Source organism: Haloprofundus salilacus, assembly GCF_020150815.1.
Taxonomy (GTDB): Archaea; Halobacteriota; Halobacteria; order Halobacteriales; family Haloferacaceae; genus Haloprofundus; species Haloprofundus salilacus.
Genome location: NZ_CP083723.1, coordinates 2,772,053 through 2,789,750, shown reverse-complemented (window position 1 = coordinate 2,789,750; position 17,698 = coordinate 2,772,053). Strand labels below are relative to the sequence as shown.

15 protein-coding genes are annotated in these 17,698 nt (G+C 64.7%); 4 read left to right on the top strand and 11 right to left on the bottom strand.

The window, feature by feature from the left end:
• The first annotated feature begins 102 nt into the window (after positions 1-102).
• Positions 103-429, top strand: a complete 327-nt coding sequence (locus LAQ58_RS14445; RefSeq protein WP_224448146.1) for a DUF5789 family protein — start codon at positions 103-105, stop codon at positions 427-429.
• Positions 430-496: 67 nt separating this feature from the next.
• The gene (locus LAQ58_RS14440; RefSeq protein ID WP_224448145.1) at positions 497-1,054 is read left to right on the top strand and encodes a YciE/YciF ferroxidase family protein; all 558 of its coding nucleotides are present in this window, start codon (positions 497-499) and stop codon (positions 1,052-1,054) included.
• An 820-nt stretch (positions 1,055-1,874) separates the two neighbouring features.
• Here the strand turns inward: LAQ58_RS14440 and LAQ58_RS14435 are convergent.
• From LAQ58_RS14435 to LAQ58_RS14415, 5 genes are all read right to left on the bottom strand, one after another.
• Positions 1,875-4,655: a glycoside hydrolase family 97 protein gene (locus LAQ58_RS14435; protein ID WP_224448144.1), complete on the bottom strand. Its 2,781-nt coding sequence runs from the start codon at positions 4,653-4,655 to the stop codon at positions 1,875-1,877.
• Between the two features lie 293 nt (positions 4,656-4,948).
• Complete coding sequence (gene thsA / locus LAQ58_RS14430) at positions 4,949-6,589, bottom strand: thermosome subunit alpha (protein ID WP_224450179.1); 1,641 nt, start codon at positions 6,587-6,589, stop codon at positions 4,949-4,951.
• A gap of 211 nt (positions 6,590-6,800) precedes the next feature.
• Positions 6,801-7,340: a KH domain-containing protein gene (locus LAQ58_RS14425; protein WP_224448143.1), complete on the bottom strand. Its 540-nt coding sequence runs from the start codon at positions 7,338-7,340 to the stop codon at positions 6,801-6,803.
• A gap of 71 nt (positions 7,341-7,411) precedes the next feature.
• Complete coding sequence (locus LAQ58_RS14420; RefSeq protein WP_224448142.1) at positions 7,412-8,338, bottom strand: DMT family transporter; 927 nt, start codon at positions 8,336-8,338, stop codon at positions 7,412-7,414.
• A gap of 132 nt (positions 8,339-8,470) precedes the next feature.
• Positions 8,471-9,625, bottom strand: a complete 1,155-nt coding sequence (locus tag LAQ58_RS14415) for a tryptophan--tRNA ligase (protein ID WP_224448141.1) — start codon at positions 9,623-9,625, stop codon at positions 8,471-8,473.
• A 256-nt stretch (positions 9,626-9,881) separates the two neighbouring features.
• On the opposite strand from LAQ58_RS14415, the gene LAQ58_RS14410 reads away from it, so the two are divergent.
• Positions 9,882-10,103, top strand: coding sequence for a hypothetical protein (locus LAQ58_RS14410; protein ID WP_224448140.1), 222 nt, complete (start codon positions 9,882-9,884; stop codon positions 10,101-10,103).
• A gap of 43 nt (positions 10,104-10,146) precedes the next feature.
• On the opposite strand, the gene rio1 is transcribed toward LAQ58_RS14410, so the two are convergent.
• Both rio1 and eif1A read right to left on the bottom strand, forming a co-directional pair.
• Positions 10,147-11,004, bottom strand: a complete 858-nt coding sequence (gene rio1, locus LAQ58_RS14405) for a serine/threonine-protein kinase Rio1 (protein ID WP_224448139.1) — start codon at positions 11,002-11,004, stop codon at positions 10,147-10,149.
• A 104-nt stretch (positions 11,005-11,108) separates the two neighbouring features.
• Positions 11,109-11,393 carry a translation initiation factor eIF-1A gene (gene eif1A / locus LAQ58_RS14400; RefSeq protein WP_224448138.1) on the bottom strand — a complete coding sequence of 95 codons (285 nt, stop codon included), beginning with the start codon at positions 11,391-11,393 and terminating at the stop codon, positions 11,109-11,111.
• A 119-nt stretch (positions 11,394-11,512) separates the two neighbouring features.
• Here eif1A and LAQ58_RS14395 point away from each other — a divergent pair, with 119 nt between their 5' ends.
• On the top strand, positions 11,513-11,689 hold the full coding sequence (locus LAQ58_RS14395; protein WP_224448137.1) for a DUF7470 family protein: 177 nt from the start codon (positions 11,513-11,515) through the stop codon (positions 11,687-11,689).
• A gap of 9 nt (positions 11,690-11,698) precedes the next feature.
• Here the strand turns inward: LAQ58_RS14395 and LAQ58_RS14390 are convergent, their stop codons facing one another.
• From LAQ58_RS14390 to rnz, 4 genes are all read right to left on the bottom strand, one after another.
• Entirely contained in the window at positions 11,699-12,694 is a 996-nt protein-coding gene (locus tag LAQ58_RS14390) for a tyrosine--tRNA ligase (RefSeq protein WP_224448136.1), read from the bottom strand.
• Positions 12,695-13,448: 754 nt separating this feature from the next.
• On the bottom strand, positions 13,449-14,477 hold the full coding sequence (locus LAQ58_RS14385; RefSeq protein WP_224448135.1) for an AI-2E family transporter: 1,029 nt from the start codon (positions 14,475-14,477) through the stop codon (positions 13,449-13,451).
• Positions 14,478-14,594: 117 nt separating this feature from the next.
• The gene (locus tag LAQ58_RS14380) at positions 14,595-16,568 is read right to left on the bottom strand and encodes a DUF460 domain-containing protein (RefSeq protein WP_224448134.1); all 1,974 of its coding nucleotides are present in this window, start codon (positions 16,566-16,568) and stop codon (positions 14,595-14,597) included.
• Positions 16,569-16,656: 88 nt separating this feature from the next.
• The gene (gene rnz, locus LAQ58_RS14375) at positions 16,657-17,580 is read right to left on the bottom strand and encodes a ribonuclease Z (RefSeq protein WP_425490718.1); all 924 of its coding nucleotides are present in this window, start codon (positions 17,578-17,580) and stop codon (positions 16,657-16,659) included.
• Positions 17,581-17,698: the final 118 nt, after the last annotated feature.

Below are 17,698 nucleotides of genomic sequence, written 5' to 3'. Positions count from 1 at the left end.
TCGGAGAGAGAGCGTTCGATTCGACCGTCCCACGCCTCCGAGTGAGTATCACCGACTTCCCACCAAAGCGACTTCCGCGTCGGTGCCGCATAGTTGCTTGACATGGAGGACGAGCCAAACAGCACCGGAACGCTCCGTTCGCTGGATATCAACCGCATCTTCGACCTGCTCGGCGACCAGTCGTTTCCCGTCGACACCGACGAGATTTGTTCGGCGTACGACGACGTGGAGGTCACGTACTCCGGCGGCGGCAGCGACCCGTTGGCGCGCGTGCTTCGGACCTCCGGCAGCCAGACCTACCAGACGATGGACGACCTCCGACTGTCGATACTCAACGGCGTCCAGCGCAACGCGGTCGGTCGCCCGCGTTACAGCGACCGCGACCCGCCGGTCGTCGCCGACGAGTACGACCATTGGCGGTCGTTCTGACGCCTCACTCCCGCGGTTTCCGCGCCGAATCGTTTCAGAGAGACCCACGACTGACGGACTCATACTAATGAACATCGAAACGCTCCACGACCTGTTCACGTACCGCCTGCAGAGCGCCTACTACCTCGAAACCGAACTCGTCGACGTTCTCGACGAACTCGCCACCGCCGCGAACGTCGACGCGCTCGACGAGGTGGCGGACCCGTCGATTCGCGACGAACTGCTCGACGCCTTCGAGACGCACCGCGAAGAGACTCGAACCCACGTCAACCGCATCGAGACGGTGTTCGAGACCATCGAGCGCCGGCCGGAGATGAAGGAGGTGCCGATGCTGGACGGTCTCGTCGACGGAACCGAGCGATTCAACAACCTCGTACTGAACGACGCGCTCAGACTCCCGTACTACCTTGACGCCGCCGCGACCGTCGAGGAACTCGAACTCCGACTGTATGACCGCCTGCTCGGACTCGCGGAGGCGCTAGACCTTCCGGAGGAGGCGACCGACGCGCTAGCGGCGAACCGTTCGGACGAGCAGCACGCGCTGGAGAGACTCGAAGCCCTCGACGACGACGACGAGATGGCCGCTGCGCTCGAAGAACTAGCCGCGCAGAGTCCCGAAACCTGAAACGCTCGGTCTCCGAAAGCCGTCCGAACGCCGACGTGCTCCCGTTTCTGGAATCGGAGTAACGACGCTTCTTGGCCCGTCACCCAGACGCCGTAGCTGTCGGGACTCTGCACCTCGGGATCTTCGAAGACGACCCGAAACTTCCACGTCGCGCCCGCTGTGAGCGTGTCGCGGTACTTTTCCTGTTGTTCGGGGTAGTCCTTTCGGGCTTCGGTCTGTTCGTCCGCTCGGGGCGTGATGTGGACGGTCACCAGTTCGTAGTCGGTGTCACTGGTGTTCCGGACCACCCCTTCGACGCCGCTCTGACCGTCGCGCTGGAAGTAGCTGTGGCGCACTACTACAAGGTCTTGGTGGGACAGCTCGCCGACCGTTCCTTGCACGTCGTTCTCGTTGCCGGTGGTCTCGTTGCCGCCCGTTTCTTCGGCCGCGGTCGTCGTCTCGGTCTCGTTGCCCGCATCCGCGGCACCGTCGGTCTCGGTCCCGTCTTGCTGGGCTTGGTCGTCTCCGCCGTCGGTCTCTCCTCCTGTGTCGGTACAGCCGGCGACTCCCGCCACGAGGAGCGTCGTACCGATGCCGCGAACGAACGCGCGCCGATTCTTGGACATGAAAATCACCCGTGTCTTCTTGGGCAGAAAGGGACGTTGTCGGTTGGGCTAGTATTTGGAAGCGGTACTCACGCGGTCGGCACTCCGGGTACCGTGCGTCGAGTGGTGTCGCCTCGAGTGACGTCGCTGACGGCGGTGTCGTCACTCTCGACGAAGCGGCGGACCGCCCGACCCGAGAAGAACTGTTGCTCGTCTCGAGAACGTGCCACCTCCGCTCACTCGACGGTCACCTGCTGCGCTTCGAGATTCTCCAGCGCGACCTCGTACGTTCCGGCCACCTCGAAGGCGTGGTCGAACGTCAGGTCCACTTTCTGACCCGGTTCGAGCGTCAGACTCTGGGCTTCCACGACCTCGTTGTCGACGGTGAGTCGGAGCACCTGCACGCTGAGTTCATCGCCGGTATTCCGCACCGTCACCGGAATCTCGACCGGTGTCCCTACCTCGGCCTCCTCCGGGACCGAGAAGCCACTGTAGTCGAACATCCGGAACTCCGCCGAGGGCCGTTCGACCGCCGTCGGCTTCGACAGCGTCGGTCCCTCGTCGACCGGGCCGACGCCGAGTTCGTGGTCGCCGACGTCGCCGAGCCGGAGCGGGAAGTCGAACTGGGTCTCTTCGCCTGCGCCGACACGGACGAACTTCGATGCGACGGTCTCGCCGTCGACGTAGAGCGCCAGTCGCGTGCCGCCGACGACGGTGCCGGGGTTGGTTACCTCGACGCTCACGGTGAAGGGGTCGCCCGCGGCGACGCCGTACGGTACCAACAGGGTGTCGTACTCGTAGTCGGGGGCGGCGAGCGACGGTGTCTGTCCGTCGTCCTCGACCTGCCCAATTGGGACGAGTCGAATCGCCTGGCCGCCGCCTGCGACCATCGACGCCGGAACCGCGTCGTCGGCGGTGACGCGGAAGCGCCGAATCTCGACCGGTGTCGGGTTCGTTTCGAGGTCAGCCTCGGGACCGTCGGTATACGTGGTCGCGACGTACTCGCCGTCGTCGAGGAAGTCCAAGGAGACTGAGACTGTGCGCGGGGTCTCGTTCGTGCCGGTGCCGACGTACCAGACGTCGCCCGAGCGGCGAGCGATGGTCGCGTACTCGCCGATTTCGGCGTCGACGACGACGGTGTCGTCCCATGCCGCTGGTACCTCCTCGATGAACTCGAAGACGTCGAGGTCGTCGTAGTTCTCGGGAAGGTCCGCGACCATCTGGAGGCCGCTGAACAGCATCGGGTAGAGCGCGAGTTGCCGGGCGCGGGTGTCGTGGACCCGGGTGTCGCCGTACTCGGGGTAGGTGAGGTCGAAGATGCCCGGCGTGTAGTCGAGCGGTCCGCCGAGCATCCGGGTGAATGGAATCGTCACGGTGTGCGCCGGCGGGTTCCCCTCCTCGCGGAAGTTTTCGTACTCGAGGCCCGAAACCCCCTCGCGGGTCATGAGGTTCGGATACGTCCGCCGGACGCCCGTCGGTTTGATGGGTTCGTGGACGTTGAGCATGATTTCGTGTTCGGCGGCTTTCCGCGTCACCAGCCGGTAGTGGTTGACCATCCGCTGGCCGTGGTGGTGGTAGCGCTCGCCCTCGAGGTCGACGCCCTCCTCGCTGACGTAGCCCGACTTGATGGCCGGGATGCCGAGTTCCTGATACAGGTCGAACGCTTCGTCAAGTTGGCGCTCGTAGTTGCCGACGCCGCCGCCGGTCTCGTTGTGCATCACGATGTCGACGGGCGGCTCTTGCTGTTTTCCGTACTGGACGACTTCTTCGAGGTCGTAGTACTTCGTCGACTGCGTGAAGTTGAACGTCCGCGGCGGGTTGCTCCACTGCTCGAACGTGCCCCAGCCGACGTTCCACCCCTCGACCAAGAGTGAAGGAATGCCGTGGGCGCTCGCGAAGTCGATGTACCGCTTGGCGTTTTCGGTGGTCGCGCCGACGTCCGGACCGGGTGCCCACCTTGTCTTCCCGACGTGGAGCTCCCACCAGATGCCCATGTACTTCTGAGGTTCGATCCACGAGACGTCGTCCAGCGCGTTCGGCTCGTTGAGGTTAACGACGAGGTCGGATTCGACGAGCTCGCCGGGTTCACTCGCCAACTGAATCGTCCGCCACGGCGAGGCGTGCGGCGTCTCGGCTTTCACCTTCGCGCCGTCGGGCCACGGGACAAGCGTCGACTCGAAGGCCGTCGGCTTCCCGTCGGCGCGCGTGAGCGTCATCCCCGCGTAGTCGGTCAGCGCCGCCTCGTGGACGCTCAGGTGAATCCCGTTGGGCGTCCGCATCGTCACCGGCGTCGAGACGCCGTCCATGGGCGAGACGTTCTGTCCGGCGTCTTCGCGCGCCGAAATCTCGCTCAGCGGCGTCTCCTCGTAGAGGTACTCGTAGTTGTCGTAGTCGTCCGGAATCCACCACGTCGTGTAGTCACCCGCGAAGCGGAAGCCAGTCGTCTCGTTCGTGATGGCGAACTCGCCGAGGTTCTCCTGTTCGGGCAGCACGTACCGGAAGCCGACGCCGTCGTCGTAGGCGCGGAAGACGAGCGTCAGCGACCGCCCCGGCGACGACGATTCCTGCAGGCCGACGATGAGTTCGTTGTAGTTGTCGCGTATCTCCGACTTCGTCCCCCACACCGGCTCCCACGTCTCGTCCGCGCCGTTTCGCTCGACGCCGGAGATGGCAAAGCCGTCCGTCATCGACGGGACATCCCGGAACTGGAATCCGAGCGGCGACGGCCGAATCACCTGCCGATCCTCGTACTGGACCGCGTACCGCGGCCGCCCGCCGCCGACCGAGAATCGCACCCGAACGCTTCCGTCCGGCGATTCGAGCGTCTGGTTCGTCTGCTGTACGTCGTTTACCACCGGTGTGCGGTTCGCCCGCGCGATGTCGGGCGCGAGGCCGGCGGCCGCCGCACCGGCAGCGAGAAACGCTCGTCGCCCAACGCCATCGGAGTCGGACGCCGTCCGCTCCACCGCGTCACCCGAACCGTAGCCCTTCGACCTTTCGTTTTCTTCTTGGCACATACTGAATCCGTATGTCGAATCGTGTGATAAATTCTCTCACTAGTCAAATCTGAATAAATAGAGGTATAGTCGACAGTCATTCGAAGATCGCTTTACATTAAAATGACTAAATTCAGCTCCAAAGACAGATTTGGGACGGTGTTGGCGACGAGTTCGACGCGGTGTGCAGCCGACAGAGCCGCGCCACTGTCGGTCGGTTACGTGCGAAAGAAAATCGGAGTCGGCGAACGGGCCGACGGTCGAAAGCGGTGCGAAGCGGTTGCGGTGGGGTGCGGATGTGATTTGCCCTATCTTCACATCGCGCCGCCCATACCGCCCATGCCGCCCATACCGCCCATGCCGCCGCCGCCCGGCGGCATCTCGTCGTCGCCGTCGTCGGTGGACGCGCGGAGGTCGCCCGCCGCGATGACGTCGTCGATGCGGAGGATCATCACGGCCGCCTCGGTGGCGGACTCGATGGCCTGCGTCTTCACGCGGAGGGGCTCGACGACGCCCTCCTCGTTCATGTCGATGACGTCGCCGGTGTACGCATCGAGACCCGCGCCGAACTCGCCGCCGTCGTGGCGCGAGCGGAGGTCGACGAGCGAGTCGATGGAGTCGAGACCCGCGTTCTCGGCGAGCGTGCGCGGGATGACTTCCAGCGCGTCGGCGAACGCCTCGATGGCGAGCTGCTCGCGACCGCCGACGGAGTCGGCGAAGTCGCGGAGCTGCAGCGCGAGCTCAGTCTCGGGTGCACCGCCGCCGGGCAGCACTTTGCCGTCCTGCAGCGTCGTGCGGACGACGCCGAGGGAGTCCTCGATAGCGCGCTCGACCTCGTCGACGACGTGCTCGGTGCCGCCGCGGAGGATGAGCGTCACGGACTTGGCCTCTTCGACGTCCTCGACGAAGATGCGCTCGTCGCCGCCGACGTCCTTCTGGGCGACAGAGCCGGCGAAGCCGAGGTCCTCGGCCTCGATGTCGTCGATGCTGGAGACAACGCGGCCGCCCGTCGCGCGGGCGAGGCGTTTGAGGTCGCCGCTCTTGGCGCGGCGCACGGCGAGGATGCCTTCCTTGGCGAGGTAATGCTGGGCCATGTCGTCGATGCCGTCGCCGACGAAGACGACGTCGGCACCGACGTCGACGAGCTTGTCGACCATCTGGCGCAGCTGTTTCTCTTCCTGGTCGAGGAACTGCTGGAGCTGGTCGGGGTCGGTGACGTTGACCTCGGCGTCGATTTCGGTCTCCTTCACTTCGAGCGCGCCGTCGAACAGCGCCACGTTGGCGTCTTCGACCGCGTACGGCATGTTTTCGTTGACGCGCTCCTTGTCGACGATGACGCCCTCGACGAGTTCGGAGTTGTCGATGGCGCCGCCGACGACCTTCTCGACGCTGACGTTCTCGGTGTCGATGTCGTCCTCGTCCGCGACGGCGAGAACCGCGTCGACGACGAGCTCGGCGAGCTGGTCTTTGGCGCTCTCTGCGCCCTTACCCGTCATCGCCGTCGCGGCGATCTTGACGAGCGTTTCGCGGTCGTCCTCGGAGACATCGATGGCCTGCTCGTTCAGAATCTCCTTGGCTTTCTCGGCGGCCTGCCGGTAGCCCTGCGCGACCGTGGTCGCGTGGACGTCGGAGTCGAGAAGCTCCTCGGCCTGGTCGAGGAGTTCACCGGCGACGACGACGGCGGATGTGGTGCCGTCGCCGACCTCGTCCTCCTGCGTCTCGGAGACTTCGACGATCATGTTCGCCGCGGGGTGGTCGATGTCCATCTCCTTGAGGATGGTCACGCCGTCGTTCGTAACGACGACGCCGCCCGAGGAGTCGACGAGCATCTTGTCCATCCCTTTCGGGCCGAGCGTCGTGCGGACCGACTCCGCGACGGCTTTGCCCGCGGTGATGTTCATCGACTGCGCGTCCTTTCCGGACGTTCGCTGACTGTCCTCCGAGAGTACGATCATGGGCTGATTGCCCATCCGGCGTCGCTGAGACATAATCACTCCGGGATTGTTTGTGATTCTATAAAAATCTGTCGAACGATGCTATGCCAAAACGGCACACGGTGGGGGGTCGACGGCGACAGGAACTGTCCGTTCTAGACGGGTATAAGTAGTCGATAGCGGACAGGTCGCCGGGTGCGCTGCTTCGAGCGGCGGGCAGCGGACGGCGAACTCAGTCCGAGGAGACGTCGAATCCGCGGGTGAGTTCGTTGTGTTTCCGTTCGAGGAACGAGTACACCGCGCCGTGGGGCGCGCCGTCGAGCAGCATCCCGGCCGCACGGCGGACCGCTTCGACTTCCTCGGGTTGGCCGATGATGCCGAGCGTCGAGCCGTAGATGACGACGTTCGCGCCGCTGAGTTCCTCCATCAGTTGGCGGGTCCGGCCGTTCTCGCCGATGAGACGGCCTTTTTGACGCTGGAGATCGTTTTTGTTTCGCGTCTGTTCGTCGAGGTCGATGAGGTCGAACATCCGCATCTCGTCGTTCAGTAGCGACAGCGCGGCTTCGGGTGAGAATCCGCGACCGATAGCCTGGACGATGTCCGGCGCAACGAGGCCCGTAACGGGGTCGCCGACCGAGTCGATGGCGACCGACCCGGACTCGGAATCGATGTCGAGGCGAACCTCCGCCTGACTCTCGATCTCGCGCATGGTCTCGCCGCCGTCACCGATGAGGACACCGATGCGGTCCTGCGGAACCTTCACGTGTTGCATGCACCGTGCTACCCGTCGGAGCGGTTTAAGATTTCCCTCAGCACCGCCTCCTCGGTTTCCGATACCGATACTCACGCGGCCGGGCGTCTCCGGTTCCGGAGGCGCCGACGCGCCATCGGCACGAGGTCGTCCGCCCGGAGGAGCGCGAATCCGACGACGATGACGGCGAATCCGGCGAGCGTGAGCGCCGTGATGGGTTCGTCGAGGAAGAGCCACCCGACGGTGACTGCGACGACCGGAATGAGGTACGAGATGAGGTTCACCTGGAGCGGTCCCAGCCTCTCCAGGAGGTAGAAGTAGACGGCGAACCCGACGCCGCTGGCGAACACCGCGAGGTAGAGCAGGAGCAACGCTGCCGTCGCAGTCGGACGAACCGCCGCGAGCGACTCACCGAGCGCGGCGCTGAACGCGAGCTGTATCAGCGCGCCGGGAATCATCGCCCACCCGGTGAGCGCGACGACCGACATCGTCGAGCGGTAGCGGCGGACGAGGACGCTCCCGAGCGTGACGCTCGTCGCTGCCAAGAGCACCAAACCCTCGCCGACGACCGACTCCCCCAAGAGATTCGTCGGTTCGGGGCGAATCACGAGCGCGACCCCGACGAAGCCGACGAACAGGCCGAGCAGATATCGGCGCGAAAAGCGCTCGTGCGGGAGCAACCCCCACGCGACGAGCGGCGTCAGAATCGGAATGAGGCTGTAGATGATGGCGGCGACGCCGCTGGTCGTGTACTGCTGGCCGAGGTACAGGAGTCCGGTACCGCCGACGAAGAAGACGCCCGCGCCGAGCACGGCGACCCAGTCGCCTCGCGTCCGCGGCAGCCACGCGTCAGTCGTCATAGCGGCGAAGCCGAGGAGCAAACCCGCCGACAGCAGATAGCGCCCGGCGGCGAACAGAAGCGGCGGCACGTAGTCGAGTCCGAGTTTGATGGCCGGGAAGGCGGCCCCGAACAGGACCGGCAGGAGGAGAAAAAGCCCCGCTATCCGGGTGCGATTCATACTATCGGTACGCTGTCGGACAGAATAACGTTCGTCGGCGGTTTCGCGGACTGTCGGGCGGCCGAGTCGCTATCGACGGTCGAGTTGCTACCAACGACCAAGTGGCTCCGACGACCGGTCACTCTCGAGCGCTCACTCTGCGCCGAACACGTCCGGTCGCAACCGCGCTCGTTCGGCGTCGGTCAGGCGGTACGGTTCGACTGCGTCTCGAATCGAGCCCTCGGGTCGTCGCGACTGGTGCATCTCGAGGAAGTCGGCGATTCGCCCGGCGGCGTACTGCTTCATCTCGCCGCTCAGCAACTCCCCGGCGCGGTACTCCCGGGCGAGTCGCTCGACCGTCTCGTCGTCCTCTTCGAAGAACGAGAACAGCAGTTGATAGGCGACGTCCGCGTCGGGATCACCACCTTTCTCGCGGTGTTCGTCTATGTCCGCCCGCCCGCCCGAAAAGGCGTATTTCGACACCTTCTCGTGGACGGTTTCGCGGTCGTCCATGAGGTAGATGGTCGGTTCGTCGCCCGAACTGCTCATCTTGCCGCCCCCGCCGCCCAATCGGGGCAAGAACTTCGATAGCAGCGCGCCCGGTTTTTCGACGTCGTAGCGCTGCTTGCCCGCGATGTCGCGGCAGACGCGGATGTGGGGGTCCTGGTCGACGGCGATGGGGACGAGCGTCGGGTGACGGCCGTAGAGCAGTTGCGGCAACAGGAGATGCGTCGCCTGCACCGCCGGGTAGAAACCCAAGCCGACGTTCGGCGGGTCGCCGTACGTCGCCTCCACCGTCGCGGGCGTGATGTCCTTCGCGAACTCGGCGGCGAGCGGGTAGATCACGTCTGAATCCGCAGTGTCGACGACGAAGCGCGTCCGCTCGGGGTCGAAGCCGACGGCGACCAGATCCCGAAGATTCTCGCGGGTGTGTTCGTGTATCTCCTCGAAGTCGAGGTCTTTGGCGAAGTACTTCTCGTCGTCCGAGAGCGGGACGTAGACGTACGCACCCGTCTCCGCCTGCAACCACTTCGCGAAGTAGAAGGGCAGGACGTGACCGAGATGCATCGGTCCCGATGGACCGCGCCCGGTGACAACCGAGACGGTCTCGTCCCGGTTGGCGGCGCTCGTGAAGCGCTCCACGTCGCGTCCGGCGTAGAACACGCCGCGTCGGAGCAGCGGGTGCGGCGGTTGCGGGAAGTCGGATAGCTGTTCGTCTGTCAGCGCGTCCGCGCCAAACTGGTCGAGGAGACGGTCGTAGTCGACCGCTCCCTCGACGCTGTACGGCGTGACGGTAAAGTCGTGCATGTGTGCTGGTGGGTTGGTTCGTCGTGCTGGTCGAACGTGGTACGAAAGCGAGGAGAACAGAGTGAGCACCTGCGTCGCGCTCGACGGGTTACGCCGCGGCGATGACGACAGCGGGACTGTCCGCTCCCGGAGTAGGCGACCACCAGCGCCAGGGAGCGGTTCTCATCGTCTCAGAGTAGACCCGGGAACGGAAAAAGCGTGTCGGGGAGAACGACGGGAACAGTCATTTTTTGCGACGGTCTCTCTCCCTCCACCGATGTCCTCCATCTTCGTCGGCAACGTCGCCGTCGGCGCTGTCCTCGTCAGATACGCGTATCCGCCCTCGCGAATCAGCGAGCAACTCGACGCCGTCGGGAGCGAGACGCCGCCGCACGCGGTCGAACCCGCCGACTGGAAAGTGAACCTCACGAAAGTGTGGGGTCCGGGGATGGTCGTTCTCGGCGCATACTTCGTCGTCTATGGGTTGTTTCTCCAGTAGCGACGACAGGACGAGAAGAGACGCACCGAGATGCGACGACTGACTACGGTTCGGGTTCGACTTCGGTGACGTACTCGCGCAACTGCTCGCCGGTCACGTCGAGACCCTGCCGTGAGAAGAACTTCGCGACGTTCTCGCAGTCGCGGTCGAGGAATTCTTCGGCGTTGGGGTGGTGGACCGTCACCGCCTGCCCGAGGTCGATGATGACGAGTTCGCCCTCGTGGATGATCATGTTGTACTCCGAGAGGTCGCCATGGACCAGTCCGGCGCCGTGGAGGCGGCGCATGTACTCGCGGACGACTTCGTACGCGGTCTGCGGATTTTCGACGTTTACCTCCGCGAGACGGCGCGCACGCTCCTCGACGAGTCCGACGAGCTCCATCACGAGGACGTTCCGCTCGACGGCGATGGGTGTCGGGACGCGGACGCCCGCCTTCTGGGCGCGTTCGAGGTTGGCAAACTCCTTTCTGACCCACGCGAGCACGATCTTCCCCTTGTCGTTGCCGATGCCCTCGAAGCGCGGGTCGCCTTCGAGGTACTCGCGCATCTGTTGGAAGTTCGAGGCGTTTATTCGATAAATCTTCACCGCAACGTCGGTGTCGTCGTCTCCGAGCGCCTCGTAAACGTTCGCTTCCTTCCCCGTCGAGATTGGGCCGCCGAACGCCTCGATGTAGCCGTCCTGAACCAGTTTGTAGATGGCCGCGAAGGTGGCGTCGTCGAACACCGATTGTTCGACTTTGAACTGGTCGGCGTCTTTGATGCGTTTTCTGAACTTGCTGAACTCGCGGTCCCGGCGGCGTGCGATACGGTCGGCCTCCGTGTCGGAGACGTCTATCTCCTCCCACTCGTCTCCGAAGCCGTCGACGGCGTCGGGCGCTATCAGGCCGAACTCGTCTGTCATTCGTAGGCCCGTACGGGCGCGGGCACTAAAAGGCTCACAGGTGTGCCGCAGCGGTTGCTCTGCATCGCACTGTCGTTGTCGGCTCGCTCCTTCGCAGAACGAAGCTACTGAATGTGTCCTTCCTCGCGCAACTGCTCGGCTTCCTGCTTCTTGTAGCGCCACGTCACGTCGGCTTTCTCGTCCTGCCAGTCCCACGGTTCGACCAGGACGACGTCGTCTTCGCGAATCCAGATGCGTTTCTGCATCCGCCCGGGAATGCGAGCGGTTCGTTCCGTGCCGTCCGCGCAGCGGACCTTCACGCGGTTTGCGCCGAGCATGTTCGTTACGACCGCGAACTCCTCGTCGTCGTTCGGCATTCGAAGGTCGTTACGCCCTTCGTTCTCGCTCATACTGGGTTGTTCGTCGTCGTAATTGTTAAAACCGCCGTTGAAAGCCGAGCAAGCGACAGAACGACTCCTCCGGCGACTCGACCGGTGGTTTTACCGGACGCAGACGAGGAGTATCGGATATGCTCGACAAACTCGGTACGTCCGGGATTCTCGGTATCGTCCTGCTGCTCGCCGGAATCGGTATCGTCGCCTATCAGGCGCCCATCGTCGCCGCCGGTCTCGCGCTTGTGCTGGCGGGCGTCGGTCTCGTCGCGCAGGGAATCTTGAAAAGTACGATGCAGGCGTTCGGGTTCTGAACGGGTCAGCTACCGCTCGGCTCGGCGAATCCTCTCGCGACCCGGTGCGACGAGTTCGTCGAGGTACGTCGCCAGCGCGCCCTTCGCGTCCGCCGGGTGTAACTCGCCGGATTCGAGGTCAGCCGCCAGCGACTCGTAATCGTCGTACTCAAGGTCGCCGCCGTACTTCTCGGGGCGTTCGACGACCACCGTCTCGAAACGTGGGAAGACGTGATACTCGAAGATCTGGAGCACCGGGTTCTCGCGCTCGTTGCCCTGGTCGTCGGGATCGGGGTCGGCCGTCGGCGGGCAGTACGCGCCGTTGACCTTCTCCTCGATCTCTTCGGTGGTGTCCTCCATCGAAATGGTGACGCCTTTCGAAGACGACATCTTGCCGATGCCAGTGCCAAGATCGGCGATCAGCGGCGTGTGCAGGCAGGTCGGCGACTCCTCGCCGATGTTCGGGAGCGTGTCGCGGGCGAGCATGTGGACCTTGCGCTGCTCCATCCCGCCGATTGCGAGGTCCACGTTGAGGTAGACGATGTCGAGCGCCTGCATCAGCGGGTAGACCGCCTGCGAGACTTTCACCGTCTCGCCGCTCTTTATCTCGGCCATCGCCCGCTCGGCGCGCGACATCGACGTGTTCAGTTCGAGCGCGTGGAGGTCGAGCGTGTACTCGCGGTCGAACTGGAACTCGGAGCCGAGCACGAACTCGGTCTTCGACTCGTCGAGACCGTAGGCGACGAACTGTTCCTTCATGCGCTCTGCGGTCTCGCGAATCTCCTCGAACGTCCCCTTGTCGTTGAGGTAGGCGTGGACGTCGGCCAGAAGCACGGTCACCTCGAAGCCCGCCTCCTGCAGGTCGATGAGTTTCGTCGCCGTCAGCATGTGGCCGATGTGGAGGACGCCAGACGGCTCGTAGCCCACGTACGCCCGCTTGCCCTCGGGTGATTCAGCTAGCGCGCGCACCTCGTCCTCGGTGACCACCTCGGAGGCGTTCCGGGTGATTCGCTCGTAGGCGTCCATACTCGTACCGAACGCTGGGTGTGGGATATGACTTCTGGAAGTGTGTCAGAGCGCCCGAGTAGGCTTGTTTGCCGCTCACACTGCAAACGAAAGCTGATCGCGACCGCAACGACGACACCGCTGTACGCGACCGCGAGTACACCGAGCGCACCGAGCGTTCGGTACTCGGCGCGCCCTTCATCGGTACGAAACGCTGCAGCGACGGCGAGAACGCCACAGAACGCCGCGTAGACGCCGAACAGTCCCCACATCGGTACCCAACCGTACACGCCACGTCCCACCGGCCCCGTCAGGTAGACGACCCACTCGAATAGTTCGACGAGCAGCGGCACCGGAGTCCCGAGCATAACGACGCTCAGCACGTAACTCGACGGCCAACTTGGCGTCGGACCGGCCGTTGAGAACGTCTGGCGAACTCGTTCGGAGGCGAGCGCCGGGCTACAGACGAGCGCTCCGACGAACCCACAGACACCGCCGACGGCGAGAAGTAAGACGAGTTCCAGTAGCGACCACTGCCTTCCGGCTTGGAGGGCGAGTAACTGCATTGTTCGTGTCGAGCGATGCGGACGTTAAAACTCTCCTCATCGCCTGAGGGTTCAAATACAGCGACGGGACCAGTCGGTCGCGTGCGCTGACCAGTCGTCGCGGAGCGAGCCGAGGCGGGTGTCCGGGAAACCGCTCCGTGAATCTGCTCCCGGCTGTCTGCCCCTCTGCTTTCGAGCGAACGCTCCACGAGTTGCCGGACTCCCCCGCGTCACGGCTGATTCAGCACCTCGTAGTAGTCGTCGAACACCTCTATGGTCGCCTTGAACAGTCCGAGCAGAATCGGCCCGTAGAACAGCCCCATCGGGCCAAGGACGTAGATCCCGCCGAAGACGCCCACGAGGATGACCGCCGAATTGAGCGCCGAGCCTCGGTCGATGAGGTACGCCCGGAGGTAGTCGTCGATGAGCGCGACGATGGTCAGTCCGTACACCGCGAGCAGGACCGCCGCGAGTAATCGGTTCACGACCGCGAGGTAGAGCACCGCCGGTCCAACCACGATGCCGACACCGAGAATCGGGACGAGCGCGAGTATCATCATCACGAGCGTCCAGAAGCCAGCATTCGGGATGCCGGCGACGAAGAGCCCGACACCGGCGACGAGACCCTGAACGACGGCTACGAGGACGTGTCCTTTGAGCACCGCCCACGTCATCGCAGTCGTTCTCTCGTACAGTTCGTCCTGCACCGTTTGCGGGAGCGGCGTGACGTACTTCAGCCACTGCACCAACTGGCGGCCGTCCTTCAGCAGGTAGTAGATGACGAAGACGAGGAGGAGCACGCCGAGCGTCGCGTGAACCCCCGCACCGATGATACCGGAACTCTGCTCGGCGAGCATCGACGAGAGCTGACCGAGTGCGGCGTTCAACTGCGATCGAATCGCTATCTCGACACCGAGATACTGCTCGACGAGCGAGTCGACCGTCCGCAGTTGGGGTAGTTCCTCGAGTTCTCGCGGAACGACGCGTCCACCGCTCGCCAGCCCGTACAGCAGGAGTCCCAGCGGCAAGACCACACCGAGAACTGACAGCGTAACCAGGACGGCCGCTGAGGCCTGCGAGCCGATCCGCCCTGAGAGCCGTTCCTGAAGCGGGTAGAGCACGAACGCGAGCAGCGCGGCGGCGAGTAAGTAGGTGAGAAACGGGAGCAACATGAGACCGGAGATTACGCCCAACACGGTCACCAGCACACCGGCGAAGACGACACGAACGTTGGCACCGCGAACCTCGTGCGAAGACATACACTGCATGCTCAACGCGAAAACGAATGGTTCTTGGGCCGGAAACTCGGTCGAGCAGTCGGATACGCATCGAGTACCGCGAGCCCGCCGACGAGGCGGTCGACTGACGCCCGACCCTTACTTCCCGCGATTTCCGGCGCGATGCTCGGAGATGATTTCGTCGACCATCGCCGCGTTCTGGTCACGACGGCGCTCCTCGGCGCGCTCCTCCCAGTCGTCGACGACGGCTTCGACGTCGCTCTCGCGGGCGACGGCGAGTTCGTCGACCTCCTGCATCGACACGTCGTCGGCGGGACCGACAGGAATCTCGGCGTCGAACAGCACCTCGTCGGCGGCATCCGAGAGACCGCCGTCGCGGAGGACGACGCGTGGTTCGGTCTCGGCGAGCAGTTCGGCGGTGCGTCGGCCTGCACCGCTGGCATCGCGGAGGTACACCACGTCGCCGGCGGCGAGTCCGAACTGTTCGTCGGCGCGTTCGATGGCGCCACGCGTGAACTGCTCGACGACTTTCACCGCGACCAGATTCCGGTCGCCCGCTACGTCCGAGAAGTTCGAGTGGTCGAGTTTCCACAGCGTCTTCAGGCGGTCGAGCTTCCGCTCTAGTTCGCCGGCTCGCTCCTCGGCGCGGTCGCGTTCGCGCTCCAGTCGCTCGTTCTCGCGCTCCAGGCGGTTCACCTCCCGGCGCTCTCTCGCCTCTCGTCGTTCCTTTCGACGGGCGTCGGAGAGTTCCTGCTCGTACTCTTCGATGGTCTCGTCCTTCTCGTCGAGGCGCGTCTTCAGGTCGTCGGCGTGGTCTTCGAGGCGTTCGACCTGCCGTTCGAGGCGCTTGATGCGCTTTTCCTCCGCGGTGAGTTCGCGCGGCTCGTGTGTCGACTCCTCTTCTTCCTCGTCCTCAACGTTGGGGTCGAGCTCTCTGAGCACCGCCTCGACGGACTCCTCGTCGGCGAGGACGCGGGCGATGACCTCGCTGCGGTCGACGTTCGGCGGCACCTTCCGCGTGATGCGGGCGAACTGGTTCTCGTGGTCGTCGTAGGCGAACAGTGCCGCCGCCAGCGCGTCTCGTTCGTGGTCGTTGTCGTAGTCGATGTCGCGGGTCCGGTGGAGTTTCTCGTCGACTGGGAGGTCCGTCGGCGGGGCCCAGCCGACGGCGTCGAAGCTCCGGCGGAACTTCTCGACGGTCTCGGGCATCGGCTGCACGTCGGCGGCGACGATGGTCGGTCGCCCGCGCTCGATGAGCCACTCGACGACGCCCGCGGTGTCGTCGGTGCGCGTCGAGTAGACGTCGAGGACGTTGCCGTCGAGGTCCGCGACAGCGACGGCGGTGGTCGTGCCGGGGTCGATACCGACGATGACCCGGTCGCGCCGCTTCACCAGCGGTTCGAACTCGACCCCGTCGCGTCGCTCGCGTTCGATTTCGACCCGCACGTCTCCCGAGCGGTTCGCCGAGACGGGGATCTCTTTCGGACGCGCCTCGACCGTGAAGATTGCGTTCGAGAAGCCGCCGTACTTCTCGGTCGCGTCGCGTTCGTACTCCAGCCCCGCTTTGTCGAGTTCGGACTCAATTTCGCGGGCGCGACGCCTCACGTTGCCGTGGATGCGGCGGGTGTAGCGGTCCTGGCTCCACCCACCTTTGCCGGTCGAGCGCCCCCGTGAGACTTTCACCGTCGTCGTGTTCGTGAAGGCGCTGACTTCGTAGCCGACGTTGCCGAGCGCGAGGCGGGCGGCCGCCTCCGCCTCTTTCATCGGTTTTTTGCCGTAGGGGACGCCGTGGCGGGAGGCGACGCGCGAGAGCGGTTCGGGGCGCTCCGCTCCGGTCACCTGAACGAGTTTCGTCCCCTCGGGGAGCCACCGCAGAAAGTGGACGAGCGCGTCCTTGTCGGCGGCGAGTTCGTACATGTTGTCGGTCGCCAACATCGCCGGTTCTCGCGCTTCGACCAGTCGTCTCAGCTTTCGCAGCGAGACCACGTCGCGTTCCGCCTCGTCGCCGTCGAGGACGACGAGGGCGTAGGAGGGAGCGTCTCCGCGAACGTCACCGCTCTGGATGTCGACGCCGAAGACAACGGAGTCGAGCGCACGCGTCCGAGCGTTCACGCTGACGGAATAAGTGGTCAGTGAGTAAATACCCCACGCCGAAATTGAGGCCGCACATTCGAGAGCGTACCGGCCCGCTCGACGCGTCCTACTCGGCGTCCGGGTACGGAATCTCGATCCGTTGGCCGTCCTCGGCGACGAACGATTCGCCGTCGAACGCCTCCCTCGCCTCCTCGGCCAACTGTGAGGCGTCGCCCGCGTAGCGCGAGGAGATGTGGGTCAGCGCGAGACGTTTCGCGCCCGCACGCTGGGCGACGTCGGCGGCTTCCGCCGCCGTCGAGTGGGCGGTCTGGCGGGCGCGCCCCGCGTTGTCGGAGGCGAACGTCGCGTCGTGAATCAGCAAATCCGCACTCTCGGCGATGTCGACCGTCTCCTGCACCGGGCGGGTGTCTCCGGTGTAGACGAACGTTCGGCCCGGACGGGGTTTTCCGACGACCTCCTCGGGTTCGACGACGCGGCCGTCGTCGAGTTCGACCGACTCGCCCTCGTGGAGTTTCCCGAACTTCGGACCGACGGGGACGCCCAGCGATTCGGCCTTCTCGCGGTCGAACCGCCCGGGCCGGTCGTCCTCGACGAGCGCGTATCCGAGAGAGCGGGTCCGGTGGTTCGTCCGGAACGCCCGAACCTCGTATCCGTCTTCCTCCAGCGCCGTCGAACCGGGAACGATCTCGTGGATTCGAACCGGGTAACTCGGCCGGTAGCCGCCGGCGCGGACGAGGTTCTCGATGTGTTCTCTCGACCCGCGAGGCGCGTGGATGGCCAGCGGGTCGTCGCGGCCGTTGAAGTCCCACGACTGCACCAGTCCGGGGATACCGAGGATGTGGTCGCCGTGCAGATGCGTGACGAACAGTTGCGAGACGCCGAACCCGGTCCCGAAGCGCATCATCTGCCGCTGGGTCCCCTCGCCACAGTCGAACAGCAGGCGCTCGCCCTCCCGGTTGAGCAGGACGGCGCTGGGGGCCCGCTGGGTCGTCGGGACGGCCCCACTGGTTCCTAAGAAGGTCACGCGCATCGACATACTGGTTGTGAGACGGGCACGGACTAAACGCGTGTCGAAACCGTCGACGGGAGACCAAGCGAACGCTTCGATAAGACGTTCGAGCGGAGAGTGAAGCGACCATTCGAAACCG

What these genes read in the sequence shown, in the direction of transcription:
- LAQ58_RS14445 (WP_224448146.1), top strand. Translation starts at nt 103, where the DNA reads ATGGAGGACGAGCCAAACAGCACCGGAACGCTCCGTTCGCTGGATATC.
- LAQ58_RS14440 (WP_224448145.1), top strand. Translation starts at nt 497, where the DNA reads ATGAACATCGAAACGCTCCACGACCTGTTCACGTACCGCCTGCAGAGC.
- LAQ58_RS14435 (WP_224448144.1), bottom strand. Translation starts at nt 4,655, where the DNA reads ATGTGCCAAGAAGAAAACGAAAGGTCGAAGGGCTACGGTTCGGGTGAC.
- thsA (WP_224450179.1), bottom strand. Translation starts at nt 6,589, where the DNA reads ATGATCGTACTCTCGGAGGACAGTCAGCGAACGTCCGGAAAGGACGCG.
- LAQ58_RS14425 (WP_224448143.1), bottom strand. Translation starts at nt 7,340, where the DNA reads ATGCAACACGTGAAGGTTCCGCAGGACCGCATCGGTGTCCTCATCGGT.
- LAQ58_RS14420 (WP_224448142.1), bottom strand. Translation starts at nt 8,338, where the DNA reads ATGAATCGCACCCGGATAGCGGGGCTTTTTCTCCTCCTGCCGGTCCTG.
- LAQ58_RS14415 (WP_224448141.1), bottom strand. Translation starts at nt 9,625, where the DNA reads ATGCACGACTTTACCGTCACGCCGTACAGCGTCGAGGGAGCGGTCGAC.
- LAQ58_RS14410 (WP_224448140.1), top strand. Translation starts at nt 9,882, where the DNA reads ATGTCCTCCATCTTCGTCGGCAACGTCGCCGTCGGCGCTGTCCTCGTC.
- rio1 (WP_224448139.1), bottom strand. Translation starts at nt 11,004, where the DNA reads ATGACAGACGAGTTCGGCCTGATAGCGCCCGACGCCGTCGACGGCTTC.
- eif1A (WP_224448138.1), bottom strand. Translation starts at nt 11,393, where the DNA reads ATGAGCGAGAACGAAGGGCGTAACGACCTTCGAATGCCGAACGACGAC.
- LAQ58_RS14395 (WP_224448137.1), top strand. Translation starts at nt 11,513, where the DNA reads ATGCTCGACAAACTCGGTACGTCCGGGATTCTCGGTATCGTCCTGCTG.
- LAQ58_RS14390 (WP_224448136.1), bottom strand. Translation starts at nt 12,694, where the DNA reads ATGGACGCCTACGAGCGAATCACCCGGAACGCCTCCGAGGTGGTCACC.
- LAQ58_RS14385 (WP_224448135.1), bottom strand. Translation starts at nt 14,477, where the DNA reads ATGTCTTCGCACGAGGTTCGCGGTGCCAACGTTCGTGTCGTCTTCGCC.
- rnz (WP_425490718.1), bottom strand. Translation starts at nt 17,580, where the DNA reads ATGCGCGTGACCTTCTTAGGAACCAGTGGGGCCGTCCCGACGACCCAG.